Here is a 16,365-nt window from a genome sequence, read left to right on the forward strand (position 1 = left end):
TTCCATTTTTAATTATCTATAGCAATCTACCATTCGTCGACACTTAGCTATAGGTTAAACTAAATAACAAATTTAGGGTTGTCTTCTCTTGTACATTTGTACCATCAACAACACATAAATACACTTATTATGAAAGTTTTAGCAATAGATGATCAACAATTAGTATTACTGCCTTTACAAAAAAGATTAGCCGAATTAGGTTATGAAGTGCAAATAGAAACAGATGCAGCTAAAGGATTAGAATTATATGACTCTTTTAGTCCAGATTTAGTAATAGTAGATATTAATATGCCAGGAGTTTCTGGATTAGAAGTTGTAAAATATATAAGACTTACTAAAAATTCTCAAACACCAATCATGGTTTTATCTGGAGATACTAAAGACGAAACAATTACTGAAGGTTTTGAATTAGGTATTAACGATTACATGAAAAAGCCATTAAGCTTAAATGAAATTAGTGCACGTGTAAAACGATTAATTGGTGCTCCAGTAATGCAACACAAAGTCGCTAAAAGTAATGTAATGATACAAGAGCGTTGTGTTGGTGTTGTTATCCCTTGTTATAATGAAGAAGAACGTTTATTAAGTGAAGAGTTTATTTCTTATATCGATAAAAATTCTGGTTACCATTTATGTTTTGTAAATGATGGGAGTAAAGATAAAACCTTACACGTTTTAAAAGAACTACAAAAGGGAAGAGAAGACTTTATAACTGTTTATGACTGTGAAAAAAACGGAGGAAAAGCAGAAGCTGTACGTTTAGGAATGTTACACATGGCTAAAAAAGAAGATTTAGATTATATAGGTTTTCTTGATGCAGATTTATCTACAGACTTAGCAGATTTTGACGATTTAGTAAAAACTATTGAAACTTCAGAATTTAAAATTGTTAGTGGTTCAAGAATCTCAAGAATGGGAGCAAATATTACTAAAGAATCTGCAAGAAAAATAATTAGTTTAACTATCAATTTTATAATTAGAAAGATTTTAAAAATGGATTTTAAAGACACGCAATGTGGTGCTAAAATCTTTCATAAAGATGTAATTGACATTGCATTTGGTAAAAAATTTGTAACCCAATGGATTTTTGATGTAGAGATCTTTAAAAGAATGCGTATTCATTTTGGATTAAATGAAGCAAAAGCAATGCTTTGTGAGCAACCATTAAAAAGATGGGTCCATGCAGATGGTTCTAAACTATCTATGAAAGATTCTGTAAAAATTGTAGGACAATTAGCGCAGATTGCTTGGGTGTATAGAGCTAAAAAGCAAATAGTAAAACCTGTAGCTACAACAACGTTACATACTGTTTAATTAACTAAAAATTAGAACTACCAAATTTATGAAATTAGGTATTATTATCATCTTCCATAATAACGAAAAAGAAATAGATACTTCTTTTTTTATAGATCAAATCAAGCAAACTGCAAATCTAGAATTATGCTTAGTAAATAACGATAGTAAAGATGATACGTATCAATTATTAAAAACAGTAAAAGCGTCTTGTAGTAATGTGTCTGTAGTTAATGTTAGAAAATTTACATCAGATAATGCAGCAGTAAAAGCAGGAGCCAGATATATGTATAATGCATTTAATCTAAAACATTTAGGGTATGTATCCATAAATATGTTAAACATAAAGCACCATGGTTTAAATGGTTTGCTACAAGTAATATCTAAAAACCAAGAGCTCATTTTAAACTATAATTATTACGCTTTAAAAAAGAAGCAAACTTTAAAACAGCGTTTATTTTCTGTAACAGATTATTTAAAGCAATTAAAAGTTAATAATCATTTTATTAATCTTCAATACCAAACAAACCTATAAAAACAACAATTATGAAAGTATATCCAATAAAATTCAATCCAATATTAAAAGAAAAAATCTGGGGAGGAAACAAACTAGGAAACCTTTTAGGAAAAGATACAAACAAAGATAATGTAGGTGAAAGTTGGGAGATTTCTGATGTAAACGGAAACATTTCAGAAGTAGGTAATGGTGTTTATAAAGGAGAAAATTTAAAAACGTTAATTGAAAATCATGAAGCAGCGCTTTTAGGAACAGAGAACTTTGCAAATTTTGGCTATAATTTTCCGTTATTAATTAAATTTTTAGATGCAAAAACAGATTTGTCTGTACAGGTGCATCCAGATAATACCATGGCAAAAAAGCACCATAATAGTTTTGGTAAAACAGAAATGTGGTATATTATGGATAGCGATGAAAAAGCAGATATTGTTTTAGGCTTAAAGGATAAAACTACAAATCCAGAGGTTTTAAACCATATAAATGCAAATAATGTAGATGCTGTTTTTAATAGAGAGCAAGTAAAAAAAGGAGATAGTTTTTTTATTCCTGCAGGAAAAATTCATGCTATTGGTGCAGGTGTATTAGCTGCAGAAATACAACAAACAAGCGATATTACTTATCGTGTTTACGATTGGGATAGAACGGATGATTCTGGACAAAAAAGAGAATTACACACCCAATTAGCAGAACAAGCAACCAAACAGTTTGACTCAAACGGAAAAGCAGCATATAATTTACAACCAAATGCAAGTGCTAGTTTAGTAAGTTGTGAATATTTTACAACCAACATTTTAGATGTAACCAATCACCAACTAAAGGATTACAGTAGCTTAGATTCTTTTGTCATTTTTATGTGTGTAGAAGGTGAAGCAACTATAGCTGCTGGTTTACATACCGAAACCATAAAAATGGGTGAAACTATTTTAATTCCTGCCAATACAAAAGAGGTTGCATTTAGCGCTACTAATGCAAAATTATTAGAGGTTTATGTAGATAAAGGATTGGTGCAAAACATGCAACAAGCGTCTTAATATAATATCATCGCTTATCAATCACCAAAATAGGCTTTCTACTCATTGCAGGAAATTGTAGTTTTAATATTTCCTTTTTATCATGAAAGGCAATTTTTGGCGCAACACGAAGTTTGGCTCTAAAGTGATCTTTAATACTTTGTAATAATTTTTCGGAAGGATTTGTTGCTGCAATTTTTATTAAAATTTCGTCGGTACCAATATCATTATGAGAAATCTCGATAATATAACTTTCTACTGCATTAAAATCGTTTAAAATATTATCCATTGCTGGCGGATACAAAGTGGTTCCTTTATATTTTATCATTTGTTTTTTTCTACCAACAACAGGTCCTAAACGCATGGTGTTTCTGCCACAAGCACAAGCTTCTTCATTAGCTTTTACCATGTCTCCGGTTTTAAAACGAAGTAGTGGCATACCTTCAATTCCTAAAGTAGTAATGGTTAATTCGCCAACTTCACCAGCAGCAACTACTTTATCTTTATCGTCTAAAATTTCAACAATAATAAGTTCGGGATGATGGTGTCCTCCTTGTTGGTGCTCACATTCGGTAAAAGCAGTATTCATTTCGGTAGAAGCATAGGTAGAATACAATTCAATATTCCACTTTGCTGTTATTTTTTGCGATAAGGTATTTAAACTAAAATCCTGATCGCGTAAGGGCTCGCCAATACAGATTGCTCCTTTAACTCCAGACGCATTGACATCAATACCTTGTTGTTCTGCATATTCTATAAGTTTTAATAAAAATGAAGGAACTGCAATAAGGTAGGTTGGTTTAAATTTTAAAATAGAATCCCATTGTAATTCTGGTATTCCAGCACCAACTCTAATAATTCCTGCACCAAGTTTACGTACACCAAGAAAGTAAGCAATTCCTGCCATAAAACGTCTATCAATAGTAGTCATAAGCTGCACAATATCATCTTGGCCAACTCCAGCACACGCAAAAGAAATGGCTTCGTTATAGGCTAAACGCTCTAAGTCATTATCTGTTAAAGCAAAGGTTACAGGATCTCCTAGAGTACCAGAAGTAGTTACGTAATCTATAATTTTACTTTTTGGTACACACAAAAAATCATCATTATTTTGTTGTAATTGGTCTTTGGTTGTAACTGGTATTTTAGATAAATCTTCAATAGATTTAATACTATCAATAGCAATGTTGTTTTTGGCAAAAATGCGTTTGTAATATGTAGAATTTTTATTTAAATACGCTAGTAATTCAGCTAACTTTTCTTCTTGAAAAGCTTTTATTTCTTGCGTTGATGCTTGTTCTATTTTAGGAATCATAAATCTAATTTCCTTTTAATTTTTTTAATATAGTTTTCTAATTCCTCTTGATCTGGAACTGTTGTAACCTCTTTGGTTTTTGCTGTTTCAAAAGCGCGTAAAGCTGCTGTATAAAAACCTTTATTGTAATAGTATTTTCCAACAAGATAGTATACTTCCCAGTAATTAGGATTTAATTGTATGGTTTCTTGAATTTTTTCTGAAGGAATATGTGCATCGTTACTAATAGCATGTTGTAATGCTTTACTAGAAACACGATATGTTTCGTAATTTTTATAGGCTTGGGTAAACTGAAAAGGATCTGCTTCAATGGTTAATTCTGGTATAGAAAGCTGCAAATGTGAAGCAGCAGTATCAGTAAAAACTTCATCTAAATCATAAGCTACAAATGCACCTAATTGATACGGATTAGAAGAAACCCAAACCTGGCGTTCTTCGGGTTTAAAAACAATACCATGATGTGCTAAAAGTTGGTTTAAGGCTTTTTCATTACCATAACCAATGGCTTTATTATGTAAGCCTTCTTTGTTTCTTAAAATATTTACAGCGTCTTGTGGGCTTAGTTTTTTGGTTTCAGACAAAAGCTCTTCCATGCGCTCATAACGATATGCAGAATGGCTTTCAGCTATTGCTTTTAAGTTGTTTTTGTCTTCCGCGTAAGCGTCACTTTGAAAATGATTAGTGCATATAAGTTGGTTGGTGTTTTCTACTTCATAAACACCAAAATTCTTAGGCGAAACTTCAATGGTAACGGCTTTTTTATCTTTTGCACTACCTACAAAAATAGACTCCGAAACAAAAACTTCACGTTTTTTAGCAATGGCAATAGCTTCATCAATAGTGCTAGCATGTTGTAAAATTTCACGATTTAGAATAGAAATGGGTGTTTTTGCAATCCAAGGTATTTTAGATTTTCCAGCATTTATGGTAACTGTAAGTCCGTGTTCATTCATACCTGAAACCACACCAATCATTCCGGGCCAGGTTACAGACATGAATTTATAACCTTGGGTAGGATTTACAAAAGCTACGATTTTATTTTTGGCAAAATCATTACCAGCATAAAAGTCTAGATTTCTACCAATAAGTAATTGTCCATCTTCGGTTTTATTTCCCCAAGCAGCAAAAGAAGAACAGCCTACTAGCATTAAATCCTGCATGGCGTGACCAATATCATGCGCACCATGTAGGTACATAACTCTCAGGTATTCTTTTGCAATATGATTGTACGCATTAGATGCGTATTTAGATAGTCCGTAAATTTCAGCTTTGTATGCTTCTGGAATGTGTAAATACATTTTACGATTATAAAAAGCTAAAATTTTACGGAGTAAGTATTGTTTAAATTTTGAAGGAACCAGCTCATCTACTTTGCTTAAAAATGCATGTTCTTGTTCTTTAAATAAATCTTGTGTTAGTAAGCCTGTATTTAATCCAATTTGATAAGCATTTCCTGTTACAAAAAGCTCATAAGAACCGTATTTGTTTTTTGTAAAACTGTTGTTTCCAGAAGTAAAAGTAGAATCGTTAATTGTTATTTTTTTAGAAATACTAGCATCATAACCACTAACATCTGGTATGTCATGAATGGACTTTGATATACCACAAGAAGTTACTATTAGTAGTACACAAGAAAGTTTAAAATAAAAAAGTAGTGAAAAGGTTTTAAATTTCATTTATTTTAAGTTTTCTAGTGTTTTATTTACTTTTTCTATGGCTTTATTGTTTTTGTAATCTATCCATTTTTGTCCTTTCCATTTTCGCATTATGTTTTCAAAATGACGCATAAAAAACACATTGTATAACATGTTTAATGCTGTTTTTGGTTTTTTTGTAAATGCTCTCAAAGACATAGAAAAACCAGCATCTAAATATTCTACAAAATGCCAATAACCACTTGGCATGTATAAGGCATCTCCATGTTTCATTTCTACTTGTATGGCTTCTACGTGTTGTAAACCAGGATATTTATTAAAGTCTGGATTTGCCATATCAATTTCTTCTAGATTATGTACAGCGTAAGGTATTTTGTATAGAAATTTAGTTTGTTCAGGCGAAAACAAAGTAACACGTTTGGTACCATGAAAATGAAAATGAACCAAGTCTGCCAAATCCATATCATAATGTGTTAATACTTGTGAACCTTTACTACCAAAAAATAAAACAGGTAAGCGTTGAAAAAATTTTAAACCCATATCTGGATATTTAAAATCTTTAGCTAGAACAGGCATTTTTTTCATGACATCATAAAAGAAAATACGTAAATCTGTTGGTTTTGTTTTTAGTATTTCAATATAATCATAGAGCTTCATTTCTGTAGCTGGTTCTGCAGATTTTTGTTTGCCTTTGGTAGCTTCGTTATTATATAGAGGCACCACTTGATCTCCTGCAAGCGATTGTATATAATCTAGATTCCATGTATGGTAAGCGTTCCAGTCCTGAGTAAGATTTTCTATAAGTACAGGACGTTGTGGTTTGTAATAATTTTTTACAAAATTAGCTTTAGTAATGTTTTTTACACGATCAATAGGTTGTAGTTTAAATGGTGCCATAGGTTTATTTTTACTGTACCTCGTGTTTGTTAGCGTTTAAAATCTTGTCTAGTAAATAGTCTTTATCCAGAATTTCTGAGCAAGTAATAATAGCACTTATTGTTACTCCTAAAATACCATGCATATTAAGACTTTGACCTGTAAAAAACAGGTTTTTTATTTTTGTTTTAGGAGAAACATGCGAGTGTAAAGGTTTGTTTACATCTTTTGCATACGCATACATAGAACCACGATTACTACCAATATAATCTCTGTAAGATAATGGTGTTGAGGTATAATACGTTTCTATACAGTCTCTAATGTTTGGGAATTTCTTTTCTATCTCATCAATGAGAGTTTCTGCTTTTTCTTTTTTAAATTGCTCATAGGTTTGCCCTCTTTCGTTTTTATGAGCAACGGTATTGTAGGTGTCTTCCCAAGGTTTTACTTCGTCATAATTCATATAGGTCATTACGGCAATACTATCTCCAAACTCGTTAGCATTTTTCTTAATTCCCATAGACATCATATAGCCTTCTGGCCAACTTTCTTGCGTGTAATTATGTGAGTCCCAAACCTTACTAGCGTCTTTAAAATGGTAAAAGTTTTTGTTTTGGTATTTAAAAGAATTTGGTTTTAAAACAATGTACAAGGAGAAAGCAGCAATGGTGCTTTCAATTTTTTCAATTCTGTTGGTGTATGATTTTCTAAACTTGTCTTCGCCTACCATTTTTATAGTAAGCTTCGGCTCTATATTAGAAATAAATAAATCGCCTTTAATTTCTACACCTTTGGTTGTGGTAACCGAAGTGACTTTACCATCTTTAGAAACAAATTTATTTACTTCGTGGTGTTTATACATTTCACCACCTTCTTCTTTTAAACGTTTTAAAAGCACTTTAGTAATCTGGCTTCCTCCATTAACACAGCGATAGGAACTTTCTATATAAGAGTTGGTAGATAAGGCATGAACGTAAAAAGGGGTTTTGTTTTGGTTACCAGCATATAAATAATTGGAACCAGCAAACACCGCTTGAAGCTTTTTGTTTTTTGTAAAGGAATTGATATACTCTTTTGCTGGTAGTTGAAAAATTTCAGCATCATCATAATATGGTTTTCCTTTTTCTAGGGAGTATAACGGAAATTTTTTGCAAGTAGCTTTCATCTTCTCACAATACAATCTAATTCCTTCTTCTTCCTCAGGAAAATCTACTAAAAGGTTTTTTATAAAATTATCATAACCTTGGGCGTGTTTATATTCTTTTGGGTCATCATCAAAAGAGATGATATCAAAACCATCTTCATCCATTTTATGAAGCTGTATACCATCTAAAATACCAATATATTTAAAGTATTGGTGTAGGTTTTGCCCTTTACTTAAACCGCCAATGTAATGTACGCCTGTATCAAATATGGTTTTGTTACGTACAAAGGTTTGCAGGTTTCCGCCATATTGGTTGTTTTTTTCTAATACACAAACACTCTTTCCTTCTTTAGCAAGAATGATTGCAGAAACCAAGCCAGCAAGACCACTTCCTACAATTACAACATCATAATGTTCTTTGTACTTCAATATTTTATTTTTTTAAGATAATAAGTGTTTTGTTTTCTATTGCTACTTTAAAACCTATAGATTTTAAAATATCTGTATATAAATTTCGGGAATCTTTTAATAATATAAAAAGATTTGCAGTGTTTGCTATGTTTTTTATTTGCTTTTCTGATAAATTTTCTAAACTAATAATGGCAACATTGGCTTTGTTTTCTAGTGTTTTGTCCACAGTATTAGATACAAATATTTTATAATGTGTATTTACAATGTAGCTGTTTGTAACAATAATGCTTTCTTCTTTATCTGCAATATACGTGTATAATTTTCGGTCAGGTCTATCTAAAGCCAATAAAAAATCAAGTTGTCCAGAATCTTTAGAAAGGTGAACAATACTAGCTTTTTCGTCAACAAAATCTAAAATTGTTTTATAGGTTTTGGCGTTGGTTTTTACATCTGCTTTTACTTTTTTGTAAAGCGCATCTCCTTTATATCTATAGTCTTCAAGTACCATTCTATGAAAGTAGGTTTCGTCTTCTATTTCATCGCGAAGCTTATTAAATTCGTTTTTAAAATGTGTACTAATTGCTTTAGTTCTTTCTCTAGAGTTAGTACCAAAATTGGTATTTTTGGTTGTAATTCTGTCTAAAACTTTTAGGGTAATGCTTCCGTTTTTTATAATAAAACTTCCTTTAGGTAACACTTCAGAATTACCATGAATAAGCACAGGAATAATATCTAAGTTAAACTGTTCTGCTAAGTAAAAAGCACCTTTATGAAAGCGTTTTATTTTGTTGGTGTTAGAACGCGTTCCTTCAGGAAAAGCCATTAAAGAATAACCTTGGTCTACTTTGGTTTGTAAATGTGACAACCCGTTATCTATACCATTTGAAACAGGATAAAAGCCTGCAAGTTTTACTGCTTTACCAAAAACAGGGGAGTTGTATACCCAATCATTCACTAAGAAAATAATTTTTGGGTGTAACATACCAATGGCCAAAATGTCTAGAAAAGAAGTGTGATTAGATATGATTACCGCTTGTTTTTTAAAGTCTTCTTGGCTAGCGTTTATAATGCTTTTTTTAACAAACGGATTGGTGTATAAAACCGATTTCATAAAAGTAGATAGTACTTTGTGAAAGCGTGACATCTTTAATTTTTTAGAAATAGGAATAATGGGAATTAAAACCACACTAATTAAAGATAATAAAAATCCGCCAAGACCATAATAACCAAAAGATAGTACCGAATGTAAAAACAAACGCAAGCTTATTGGTCTTTTGGTTTTGCTCCCTATAAATAACCTAAAAAGTAAAGGCTGTATGCTAAATGAAATAAATAAAGCAGATAATATACCAATGATAGATACCAAGGAAATAGAATGCAATGCAGGGTGTTTAGCAAAAATTAAAACACCAACTCCTAGAATGGTGGTAATTACCGAAAGTATAATAGAAGTTTTATGTGTTGGTAAGGCTTCTTCTCCTGTTTTATATTCATGCAATAAACCGTTGGTAATAAAAATGCAATAGTCTATACCTAAACCAAAAATAAAGGTTGAAATAATGATATTAAATATGTTAAACTCGATACTAAAAAGTCCCATAGTACCAATAGTAAGCAACCACGTAAGCGCAATTGGTATTGCAGTAACTAAGGTTAAAGAAGTACTTTTGTAAAACAAGAATAATAGTAGTAAAACCACAATAGAAGAATATAAAACCAAGCGATTAAAATCGTTTTTCAGGTTTCCTAAAAAGGTTTCGTTCATGTGTTTTCTATCTACAACAACCGTTTTTTCCTGGTTTTTAAAGGTATCTATTAAATTTTGTGTGTTTTCTTCTTGTACTTTAACTAAGGTAGTTACTGTAGAAAAACGGTCTTTAGTAGTAATATAATCGTCTGATGAAATGGTTTTTAACGCTTTAAAATCTGCAACCGTTAAAGGGTTAAAATTTGTTTTTAAAAGTGCGTAAAAGTTTTTAAAAGTAGAAGGTTTAAAACCTAAAGTGTTTCCGCTTTCTATTAAATTTTGAGTAGTGTTTTGTATGTTTTCAGGAGACCAAAAAAGTTTCCAGTTATTAATTTTTTGAAGTTGCATTTCTTCAGATTGAATTAAAGAACCAATAGAACTAAATTGAATAATTTTGTCGTCTTTCTGAAGTTTTTTCAGCATTGGGTAAATAGCATCGTTTGCCTGTAAGGCTTCATTTTCTGTGTTTCCGTAGGTTGCTAAATACACAGATTTTGAAGATATATTGGTAAGAGCATCTAGTCTTTGTTGTGCATCTACTAAGGCTTTAGGCTCAAAATTTAGTTTGGCTAAATCGTTATTAAAAGTGACTTTGTTATAGGTAAAAGCACTAATGCTTAATAAAATAACTAAAACAATTAAACTCCATTTGTTTTTATGTAAAGGATAGGCTGCAACACGATCTATGATGTTTTTTTTGGTAGCATTTTCTACTTTTGTATTATACACTTGCGGTATAAAAAGTAGCGCAAAAACCGAAGCGCCTAAAACGCTAATAGCAGCAAAAATACCTAAATCTTGTAATGCCTGCGACTCTATAAAAAGCAAACATAAAAAGGCTAGAGCAGTAGTTAAACTACTCATTAATATAGGTTTTGTAATTTCTGTGTATAATTGTTTTATGTTGTTGTTACTACGTATATGTGTTAATATATGCAGGGCATAATCTAGCGTTACGCCTAAAAGTACAGAACCAATACCTAAAGAAATTGCAGATATTTTGCCACGAATAAGGTATAGTAAACTTACAGCCAAAAGCGCTCCTAAAACCGTAGGAGTAAATAGTATAATAGGAACACTAAGTTTTTTATAAAACAAAATTAGAATTAACAATAAAACCGTTACAGCTATGCCAACAGTAAGCTGGATGTCTCTTTTTATTTGTTTAGCATTTGCTACAGCAATAAGTGCGCCTCCAAAATAATCTGCTACTACTTTACCATTAAATGTTGCGTTAAGCTTTGCTTGTAATGCGTATAAGTTGTCTGCAAAGCTTGCGTTTTCTGCTGTTTCACTAGAGGCAAAAGTTGGTGTTATAAAAAGCAGTACATTGTTTTTGTCTTTACTAACTATAAATCCGTTGTGCAAGGTAAAGTCATCACCAAAACTTAGTTCCTGCAGTTTTTTTAAGGCAATAAAAGACAAGCCTAAAGGGTCTTTTAAAATGGTTTCTTTAGCAATAAAACCAGAAGGAGAAATTAAGGTTTTATAATTGGCTTTTGTTTGGTTTTCAATACTGTCTTTGTGCAGTTTTTGCTGAATGGTTTTGTAGTCGTTTTGGTCTAAAAATAAAGGTAAGTTGTTGTAAACAAAGTTTAAGGTGTTCATGACGTCTTCATCTGCAACTTGCCCTTGAATATCTTTAATAAATGCTTTTGAAGAAGAAGAAATACTATCTATAAATTGCGTAGCATACTGCGTTAAATCCTCAATGTTTCCGTTTTCTTTACGTTGAATGTTTACAATAATTTTATCGGCAAAATTAACTTGTTTAAGTACTTTTTGTGCTTCGGAAGATTTTTCGCTTTGCGGAATTAGCTTTGTAATATCTTCTTCAAATTCTACATTAGACGCCAGAAAAAATAACCCAATAATACCTGCAAACAAAATACCTATGCTCCATAATTTTTGAGCAGCAATACGCAGGTATATGTTATAAAATAGCTTATCCATTTTGTAGCGTTATGTTTTTTTTAGTGAAAACACTAAATATTATAAAACTAGCTATGCCTAGAATAGCTGCAGCAATTGTAGCAAGTGTAAAACTACCAATTACGTATGTTTTTAAGTGATCTGTAATTTCAAAACCATTTTTAAACATTTCTAAAGTATAGTTATAATCTACGCCTAAAATAGTTTGCCCAATTAGCGAGCTTGCATACAAAATAAAAGGAATAAAAGGCGGTAAGCTTACGTTTGAAAAACCAAAAGCAATAGCCTTATTTAAGTTAAATAGTATGGCTAGTGAAATTACAATTAGTGTATGAAATCCCCATAGTGGAGATAAGCCAATAAATACGCCAAGTGCAACAGATAATGCTTTTTTAGTTGGTGCGTCTTGATGGCCTAAAAAATCTTCTATAAAGAATCGTTTAATTCCTTTTTTTTTTAATTTTCTAAATAAATCTCGAGGTTTAATGTAGAAGATTAATATTAAAACCAAGCAGGTATTTAAAATACTAATTCTAGTAAAGTCTTTAAATGGCCTAAAGTGTGAAACACGTTCGGTTTCATCATACAATACTTGAATAGGTACATTTTTTACTGCTACATCATTCCAGGCAGCTTTAACGATTACTTCAATTTCAAATTCAAATTTCTTGGTGTAAAACTTTAATTTATTTAAAGCTTGTAAAGGGTATAAGCGAAAACCAGATTGCGTGTCTGTAAGTTTAATTCCTGTTTCAAACCAAAACCAAAAGTTAGAAAACTTATTTCCAAAACTACTTTTTCCAGGAACTCCTTCTTGTTCCATATTTCGTGCTCCAATAAGTAAGAGTTTTTTGTTTTTAGATTGCTCTAAAGCTTCTACAAATACAGAAATGTCTTCCGGAAAATGTTGTCCGTCAGAATCAATAGTTATGGCATATGCATAGTTTAAAGCACTTGCTTTTTTAAAACCTTGACGTAAAGCATTTCCTTTACCTTGGTTTTTAGAAACTAAAATATGTTCTACCTCTGTGTAGTTTTTTAAAATTTTAGAAGTACTATCTGTAGAGCCATCATTAATAATAATGATGTTTTTAGTGTACTGTAACACACCATCGATCACACGTTTTAAAGTACGCTCGTTGTTGTATGTTGGAATTAACACACAGATTTTCAGACTGTTTATTTTATTAACTAATAGCTCGTTAGTCACTTAATAAAGTGTTTACTTTTTATGAGTCTAAAATTAAGGTTTTTTCTTCATCTGTAAAGGCTTTAGACTGTAAAATATAGTCTTTGATGTGTTTTTTTAAACGTGAAGAGCTAATGTTTTTATATTGTTTTAAGATAAATAGTTTGTCTTCTTCTATGTTGCCTTTGTATTTTAAAATTTTTGGTGTGTTTTCTTGAATGCCTAAACGTATAAAACGAACTTCTATATTATTAGGTGCTTTTGTAATAGCGTATTCTACTAAAGTTACACCTTGTATAAATCCTTCTTTTTTTTCTTTTAGGGTTATTGCTTGTTTAGCAAGTAATGCTATTGCAGCTCCTTTGTAAGCTACCAATTCTACTTTGCTGTTTTTGGTAACTTTTTCTAAAGAATTGTAAAAGGCTTCGGTTTTTGTTTTGTCTTGTGCAGCAGCTTTATAAGCATTTCTTATAGTATTTAAATCTAAAGATTGAAAAGTTAATACAAAGCCAGCAATAAGAACAAGTAAAGATTTCATTGGTAATTTATTTTTCTATAAAATTACTAGTCAATTTTAGTGCCACAGTTTCATTAAACGAGGTGCTATTTTTTACTTTATATCCATTTTCGGTTTCACTAATATCAAGAGTTAGCACTAAATCTGGTGTTTTTTCAGGATTGATAATAGCCATGAATTTAATGTTGCTGGAAGATTGCATCATTAATTTTTTACCAACAACACCTTCTGTTAACTCTTTAATAATTTGCATCATGCAAACTCCTGGAGTTACAGGATTATTTGGAAAATGTCCTTTAAAGATATCGTGATCTTTATTAATTGTAATGTTAGCTGTTGTTACATTCTCGGCTGTAGCTATATTATTTACCTTGTAAAAGTCTTTTAATTGCATTGTTTAATCTTTAATTTTGAATTTGTAAGATACACCTAATTGAAATACGATGTTGTACATATCGGTATCGTTGTTATTAAATAGTTGAATATCTGTATCTAAAAGGCCATGTTTAAATCTTGTTTCAATAATTAGATTGTTGTTAAAAGCATATCCAAAACCAGCTCCTAAAGCAATATCTATATCTGTAACTCCGTTTTTTTTGTCGTCTCCAAAAGTAGATCCATCTACATCTAGTTCTATACTAGGATATACTAAGAAATGAAATCCAGAATTTTTTAAATAAAATTTATTTACAGCCGAAATAGTAAAGTAATCTACTTGTAAACCATTTGTGTTTTTTGCAGTAGATGTGCCACCTTGGCTAGAATATCCAATTTCTAATTGCAATCTATATAAATGAGAAGTTTTAAAATTAAGAAAAACTCCAAAATAACCACCAATTCTATAATCTAAATCACTGTATGAAAGATTTGAAGCATTTGCTCCTGTTCTAAAACCTAAAAATACAGGTAATTTTTCGTTTTCTAAATCTTTAGTTTCTTGAGAAAAAGCAATATTAAAGACGAAAAATAAAATAAATAAAAAACAGTAGTTTTTCATGAATTATCTACTAAAATCGAATTTGTATATAGCAGCAATTTGTATTACAGTATTAGAAATACCAGATTGTGTAGCATAAGAGTTGCCATATTGATTGTATCTAGGGAAATTGTCTCCTAAGCCAACAATTCCTTTTTTAAATCTAGCTTCTACTCCCAATCCAAAAGGAAAGTCGTAACCAAAACCACCAGCAAAACTAATATCAGATTCTAGATTTACTCCAGCTCCTGTAGCGTTACTGTATGTCTCTACATTTCCTCCTAACTCAATATCGAAACCAGGCGAAACAAGTGCGTAAACTGGAAAATTGTCTTTTAAAAAGTAAAATTTACTTGTTACTCTAATAGAAAGGTAATCTAGTTCAACATTTTCTGTTCCTTGTTGGTTATAAATTATTTCTGGTTGCAAAGCATATAGTTCTCCTAGTTTTAATTCGCCAAAAATACCAGCAGAAATTCCTATTCTTCCATTTTCATCTGTGTTTGAAATAGAGGCAATGTTTAATCCAGCTCTCACACCTGGTTTAAAAGTTACTTGCGAAAAAACTGTTGTACTTGTAACTAGTAATGCTAGAGCTAAAATAATTTTATTCATTCGGTTAATTTATTGATTTTAATTTGATTTTTAATTTAATATTAGTGTGTGTAATCTCTATTTCTTGTGCAATAGTATCATTTATTTTGGTAAATAGAAACCGGACCTTTTCTTTTTTATAATTTGCTCTAATAACTTTGCTTAATTCTGGTGTTTCAAAATAGTAATAGGTTTTGTTATCCAGAGTTGTTTTTTTTATGGTTGTAGTATTTAAAGAATAGGTTTCTTCTGTTTTTAAATTTTCTGATATCAAGACTTTAAAATCTTTCTTTAAAATATTAATGAGTATTTTTTTATCTAGATCATCAAGAATATAATTAACCTTAAAAAGGTCTTTGTTAAATGAAAAATCAAAGAGTTTGTTTCCCATTTCTGTGGTAAACACAATTCTGTGTTGGTGTTTGTCTGTTTTTTTTACAATAAAAATGCCGCCAAATGTATTGTCATACACTTCTATATTTGCCTTGTAAATATAGTCTTGTTTAGGGTTAGCAAAATAAGGATTGTTAATATTTCCAGTTATTGCAGCAGGATTGAAGTTGTTTTTTTTAGAAAAAGATGCACAGCCAAAACAAAAAAAGCATACACTAATGAGTAAATATCGCATTATCTAATGTTGTGTTTAGCTTTTTATTGGTGAATATAATTTTGGTGTAATCTTGTGAAGGCTCTATCATTTTAATTTCTATTACATCTCCTTTTTCATTAAATGTAATATGAAAGGTTTGAATGTATTTAGAGAATTTTTCGTTTTTAGGACTAAAATAAACCAAGCTATTGTTGTCTTTTTTAAAATACTCAATTGCAAACTCTGTAGTATCAAACATATCTCCCTTAACACTGCTAATAATAAGTTTGTTCAATTTTTTAAACATTTTATTACTGCCAATATCTACGTTACTTTTGTTTCCTTCATCATTAATAAAAAGGGTTTCGTCTTTAAACAAAATAGAATATTTAAAAGGCGCTATATATTCCCATTTTACAATGTCTGGACTTTTAAATGCTAATTTTCCTGAGGTTTTAATGTCATTATCTAAAAAATCTAAATGCTTGTATTGTACAAAATCACTAGAAATAGTTTGCGTGGTGTTTGCCAATGCTTTTACTTTAGTTTTTAAAGCAGTTGCCTCTGTGTTGTTCATTTTAGTTTGTGCTTGTGTAGCAA

General features: G+C 30.7%; 15 protein-coding genes. 3 read left to right on the forward strand and 12 right to left on the reverse strand.

The annotated features are described in order from the left end of the window. The first annotated feature begins 129 nt into the window (after positions 1-129). From KO494_RS01405 to KO494_RS01415, 3 genes are read left to right on the forward strand one after another with little or no spacing between them, the layout of a single operon-like run. Positions 130-1,314 (forward strand): response regulator, encoded by a 1,185-nt coding sequence (locus KO494_RS01405; RefSeq protein ID WP_215965793.1) that lies wholly within the window; start codon positions 130-132, stop codon positions 1,312-1,314. Between the two features lie 28 nt (positions 1,315-1,342). Then, positions 1,343-1,828, forward strand: coding sequence for a glycosyltransferase (locus KO494_RS01410; RefSeq protein ID WP_215965794.1), 486 nt, complete (start codon positions 1,343-1,345; stop codon positions 1,826-1,828). A gap of 11 nt (positions 1,829-1,839) precedes the next feature. Further along, on the forward strand, positions 1,840-2,841 hold the full coding sequence (locus KO494_RS01415) for a type I phosphomannose isomerase catalytic subunit (protein WP_215965795.1): 1,002 nt from the start codon (positions 1,840-1,842) through the stop codon (positions 2,839-2,841). Between the two features lie 7 nt (positions 2,842-2,848). Here KO494_RS01415 and KO494_RS01420 read toward each other — a convergent pair whose 3' ends face one another. From KO494_RS01420 to KO494_RS01475, 12 genes are read right to left on the reverse strand one after another with little or no spacing between them, the layout of a single operon-like run. Further along, a complete protein-coding gene (locus KO494_RS01420) occupies positions 2,849-4,135 on the reverse strand; it encodes a phenylacetate--CoA ligase family protein (protein ID WP_215965796.1) in 1,287 nt (428 codons plus the stop codon). Further along, entirely contained in the window at positions 4,132-5,811 is a 1,680-nt protein-coding gene (locus KO494_RS01425) for a C45 family peptidase (protein WP_215965797.1), read from the reverse strand. Before KO494_RS01425 ends, KO494_RS01420 begins: the two co-directional genes overlap by 4 nt. Further along, entirely contained in the window at positions 5,812-6,687 is an 876-nt protein-coding gene (locus KO494_RS01430) for a cupin-like domain-containing protein (protein WP_215965798.1), read from the reverse strand. A gap of 10 nt (positions 6,688-6,697) precedes the next feature. Beyond that, on the reverse strand, positions 6,698-8,239 hold the full coding sequence (locus KO494_RS01435) for an NAD(P)/FAD-dependent oxidoreductase (protein ID WP_215965799.1): 1,542 nt from the start codon (positions 8,237-8,239) through the stop codon (positions 6,698-6,700). Between the two features lie 4 nt (positions 8,240-8,243). Further along, entirely contained in the window at positions 8,244-11,921 is a 3,678-nt protein-coding gene (locus KO494_RS01440) for a 1-acyl-sn-glycerol-3-phosphate acyltransferase (protein WP_215965800.1), read from the reverse strand. Next, on the reverse strand, positions 11,914-13,110 hold the full coding sequence (locus tag KO494_RS01445) for a DUF2062 domain-containing protein (protein WP_215965801.1): 1,197 nt from the start codon (positions 13,108-13,110) through the stop codon (positions 11,914-11,916). The genes KO494_RS01440 and KO494_RS01445 overlap by 8 nt, the downstream gene beginning before the upstream one ends. Before the next feature lie 19 nt (positions 13,111-13,129). Further along, the gene (locus tag KO494_RS01450; protein WP_215965802.1) at positions 13,130-13,627 is read right to left on the reverse strand and encodes a hypothetical protein; all 498 of its coding nucleotides are present in this window, start codon (positions 13,625-13,627) and stop codon (positions 13,130-13,132) included. Positions 13,628-13,634: 7 nt separating this feature from the next. After that, positions 13,635-14,000: a 3-hydroxyacyl-ACP dehydratase gene (locus KO494_RS01455; protein ID WP_215965803.1), complete on the reverse strand. Its 366-nt coding sequence runs from the start codon at positions 13,998-14,000 to the stop codon at positions 13,635-13,637. A gap of 3 nt (positions 14,001-14,003) precedes the next feature. Then, positions 14,004-14,603 carry an outer membrane beta-barrel protein gene (locus KO494_RS01460; protein ID WP_215965804.1) on the reverse strand — a complete coding sequence of 200 codons (600 nt, stop codon included), beginning with the start codon at positions 14,601-14,603 and terminating at the stop codon, positions 14,004-14,006. Positions 14,604-14,606: 3 nt separating this feature from the next. After that, positions 14,607-15,197 carry an outer membrane beta-barrel protein gene (locus KO494_RS01465; RefSeq protein ID WP_215965805.1) on the reverse strand — a complete coding sequence of 197 codons (591 nt, stop codon included), beginning with the start codon at positions 15,195-15,197 and terminating at the stop codon, positions 14,607-14,609. A 4-nt stretch (positions 15,198-15,201) separates the two neighbouring features. After that, positions 15,202-15,804, reverse strand: a complete 603-nt coding sequence (locus tag KO494_RS01470) for a hypothetical protein (RefSeq protein WP_215965806.1) — start codon at positions 15,802-15,804, stop codon at positions 15,202-15,204. After that, the gene (locus KO494_RS01475; RefSeq protein ID WP_252730216.1) at positions 15,785-16,342 is read right to left on the reverse strand and encodes an outer membrane lipoprotein carrier protein LolA; all 558 of its coding nucleotides are present in this window, start codon (positions 16,340-16,342) and stop codon (positions 15,785-15,787) included. The genes KO494_RS01470 and KO494_RS01475 overlap by 20 nt, the downstream gene beginning before the upstream one ends. Between the last annotated feature and the right edge of the window lie 23 nt (positions 16,343-16,365).

The sequence above is a fragment of the Lacinutrix sp. C3R15 genome, assembly GCF_018860825.1.
GTDB lineage: Bacteria > Bacteroidota > Bacteroidia > Flavobacteriales > Flavobacteriaceae > Oceanihabitans.

Coding starts and splice junctions, on each gene's coding strand:
- KO494_RS01405 (WP_215965793.1), top strand. CDS start 130: ATGAAAGTTTTAGCAATAGATGATCAACAATTAGTATTACTGCCTTTA.
- KO494_RS01410 (WP_215965794.1), top strand. CDS start 1,343: ATGAAATTAGGTATTATTATCATCTTCCATAATAACGAAAAAGAAATA.
- KO494_RS01415 (WP_215965795.1), top strand. CDS start 1,840: ATGAAAGTATATCCAATAAAATTCAATCCAATATTAAAAGAAAAAATC.
- KO494_RS01420 (WP_215965796.1), bottom strand. CDS start 4,135: ATGATTCCTAAAATAGAACAAGCATCAACGCAAGAAATAAAAGCTTTT.
- KO494_RS01425 (WP_215965797.1), bottom strand. CDS start 5,811: ATGAAATTTAAAACCTTTTCACTACTTTTTTATTTTAAACTTTCTTGT.
- KO494_RS01430 (WP_215965798.1), bottom strand. CDS start 6,687: ATGGCACCATTTAAACTACAACCTATTGATCGTGTAAAAAACATTACT.
- KO494_RS01440 (WP_215965800.1), bottom strand. CDS start 11,921: ATGGATAAGCTATTTTATAACATATACCTGCGTATTGCTGCTCAAAAA.
- KO494_RS01450 (WP_215965802.1), bottom strand. CDS start 13,627: ATGAAATCTTTACTTGTTCTTATTGCTGGCTTTGTATTAACTTTTCAA.
- KO494_RS01455 (WP_215965803.1), bottom strand. CDS start 14,000: ATGCAATTAAAAGACTTTTACAAGGTAAATAATATAGCTACAGCCGAG.
- KO494_RS01460 (WP_215965804.1), bottom strand. CDS start 14,603: ATGAAAAACTACTGTTTTTTATTTATTTTATTTTTCGTCTTTAATATT.
- KO494_RS01465 (WP_215965805.1), bottom strand. CDS start 15,197: ATGAATAAAATTATTTTAGCTCTAGCATTACTAGTTACAAGTACAACA.
- KO494_RS01470 (WP_215965806.1), bottom strand. CDS start 15,804: ATGCGATATTTACTCATTAGTGTATGCTTTTTTTGTTTTGGCTGTGCA.
- KO494_RS01475 (WP_252730216.1), bottom strand. CDS start 16,342: ATGAACAACACAGAGGCAACTGCTTTAAAAACTAAAGTAAAAGCATTG.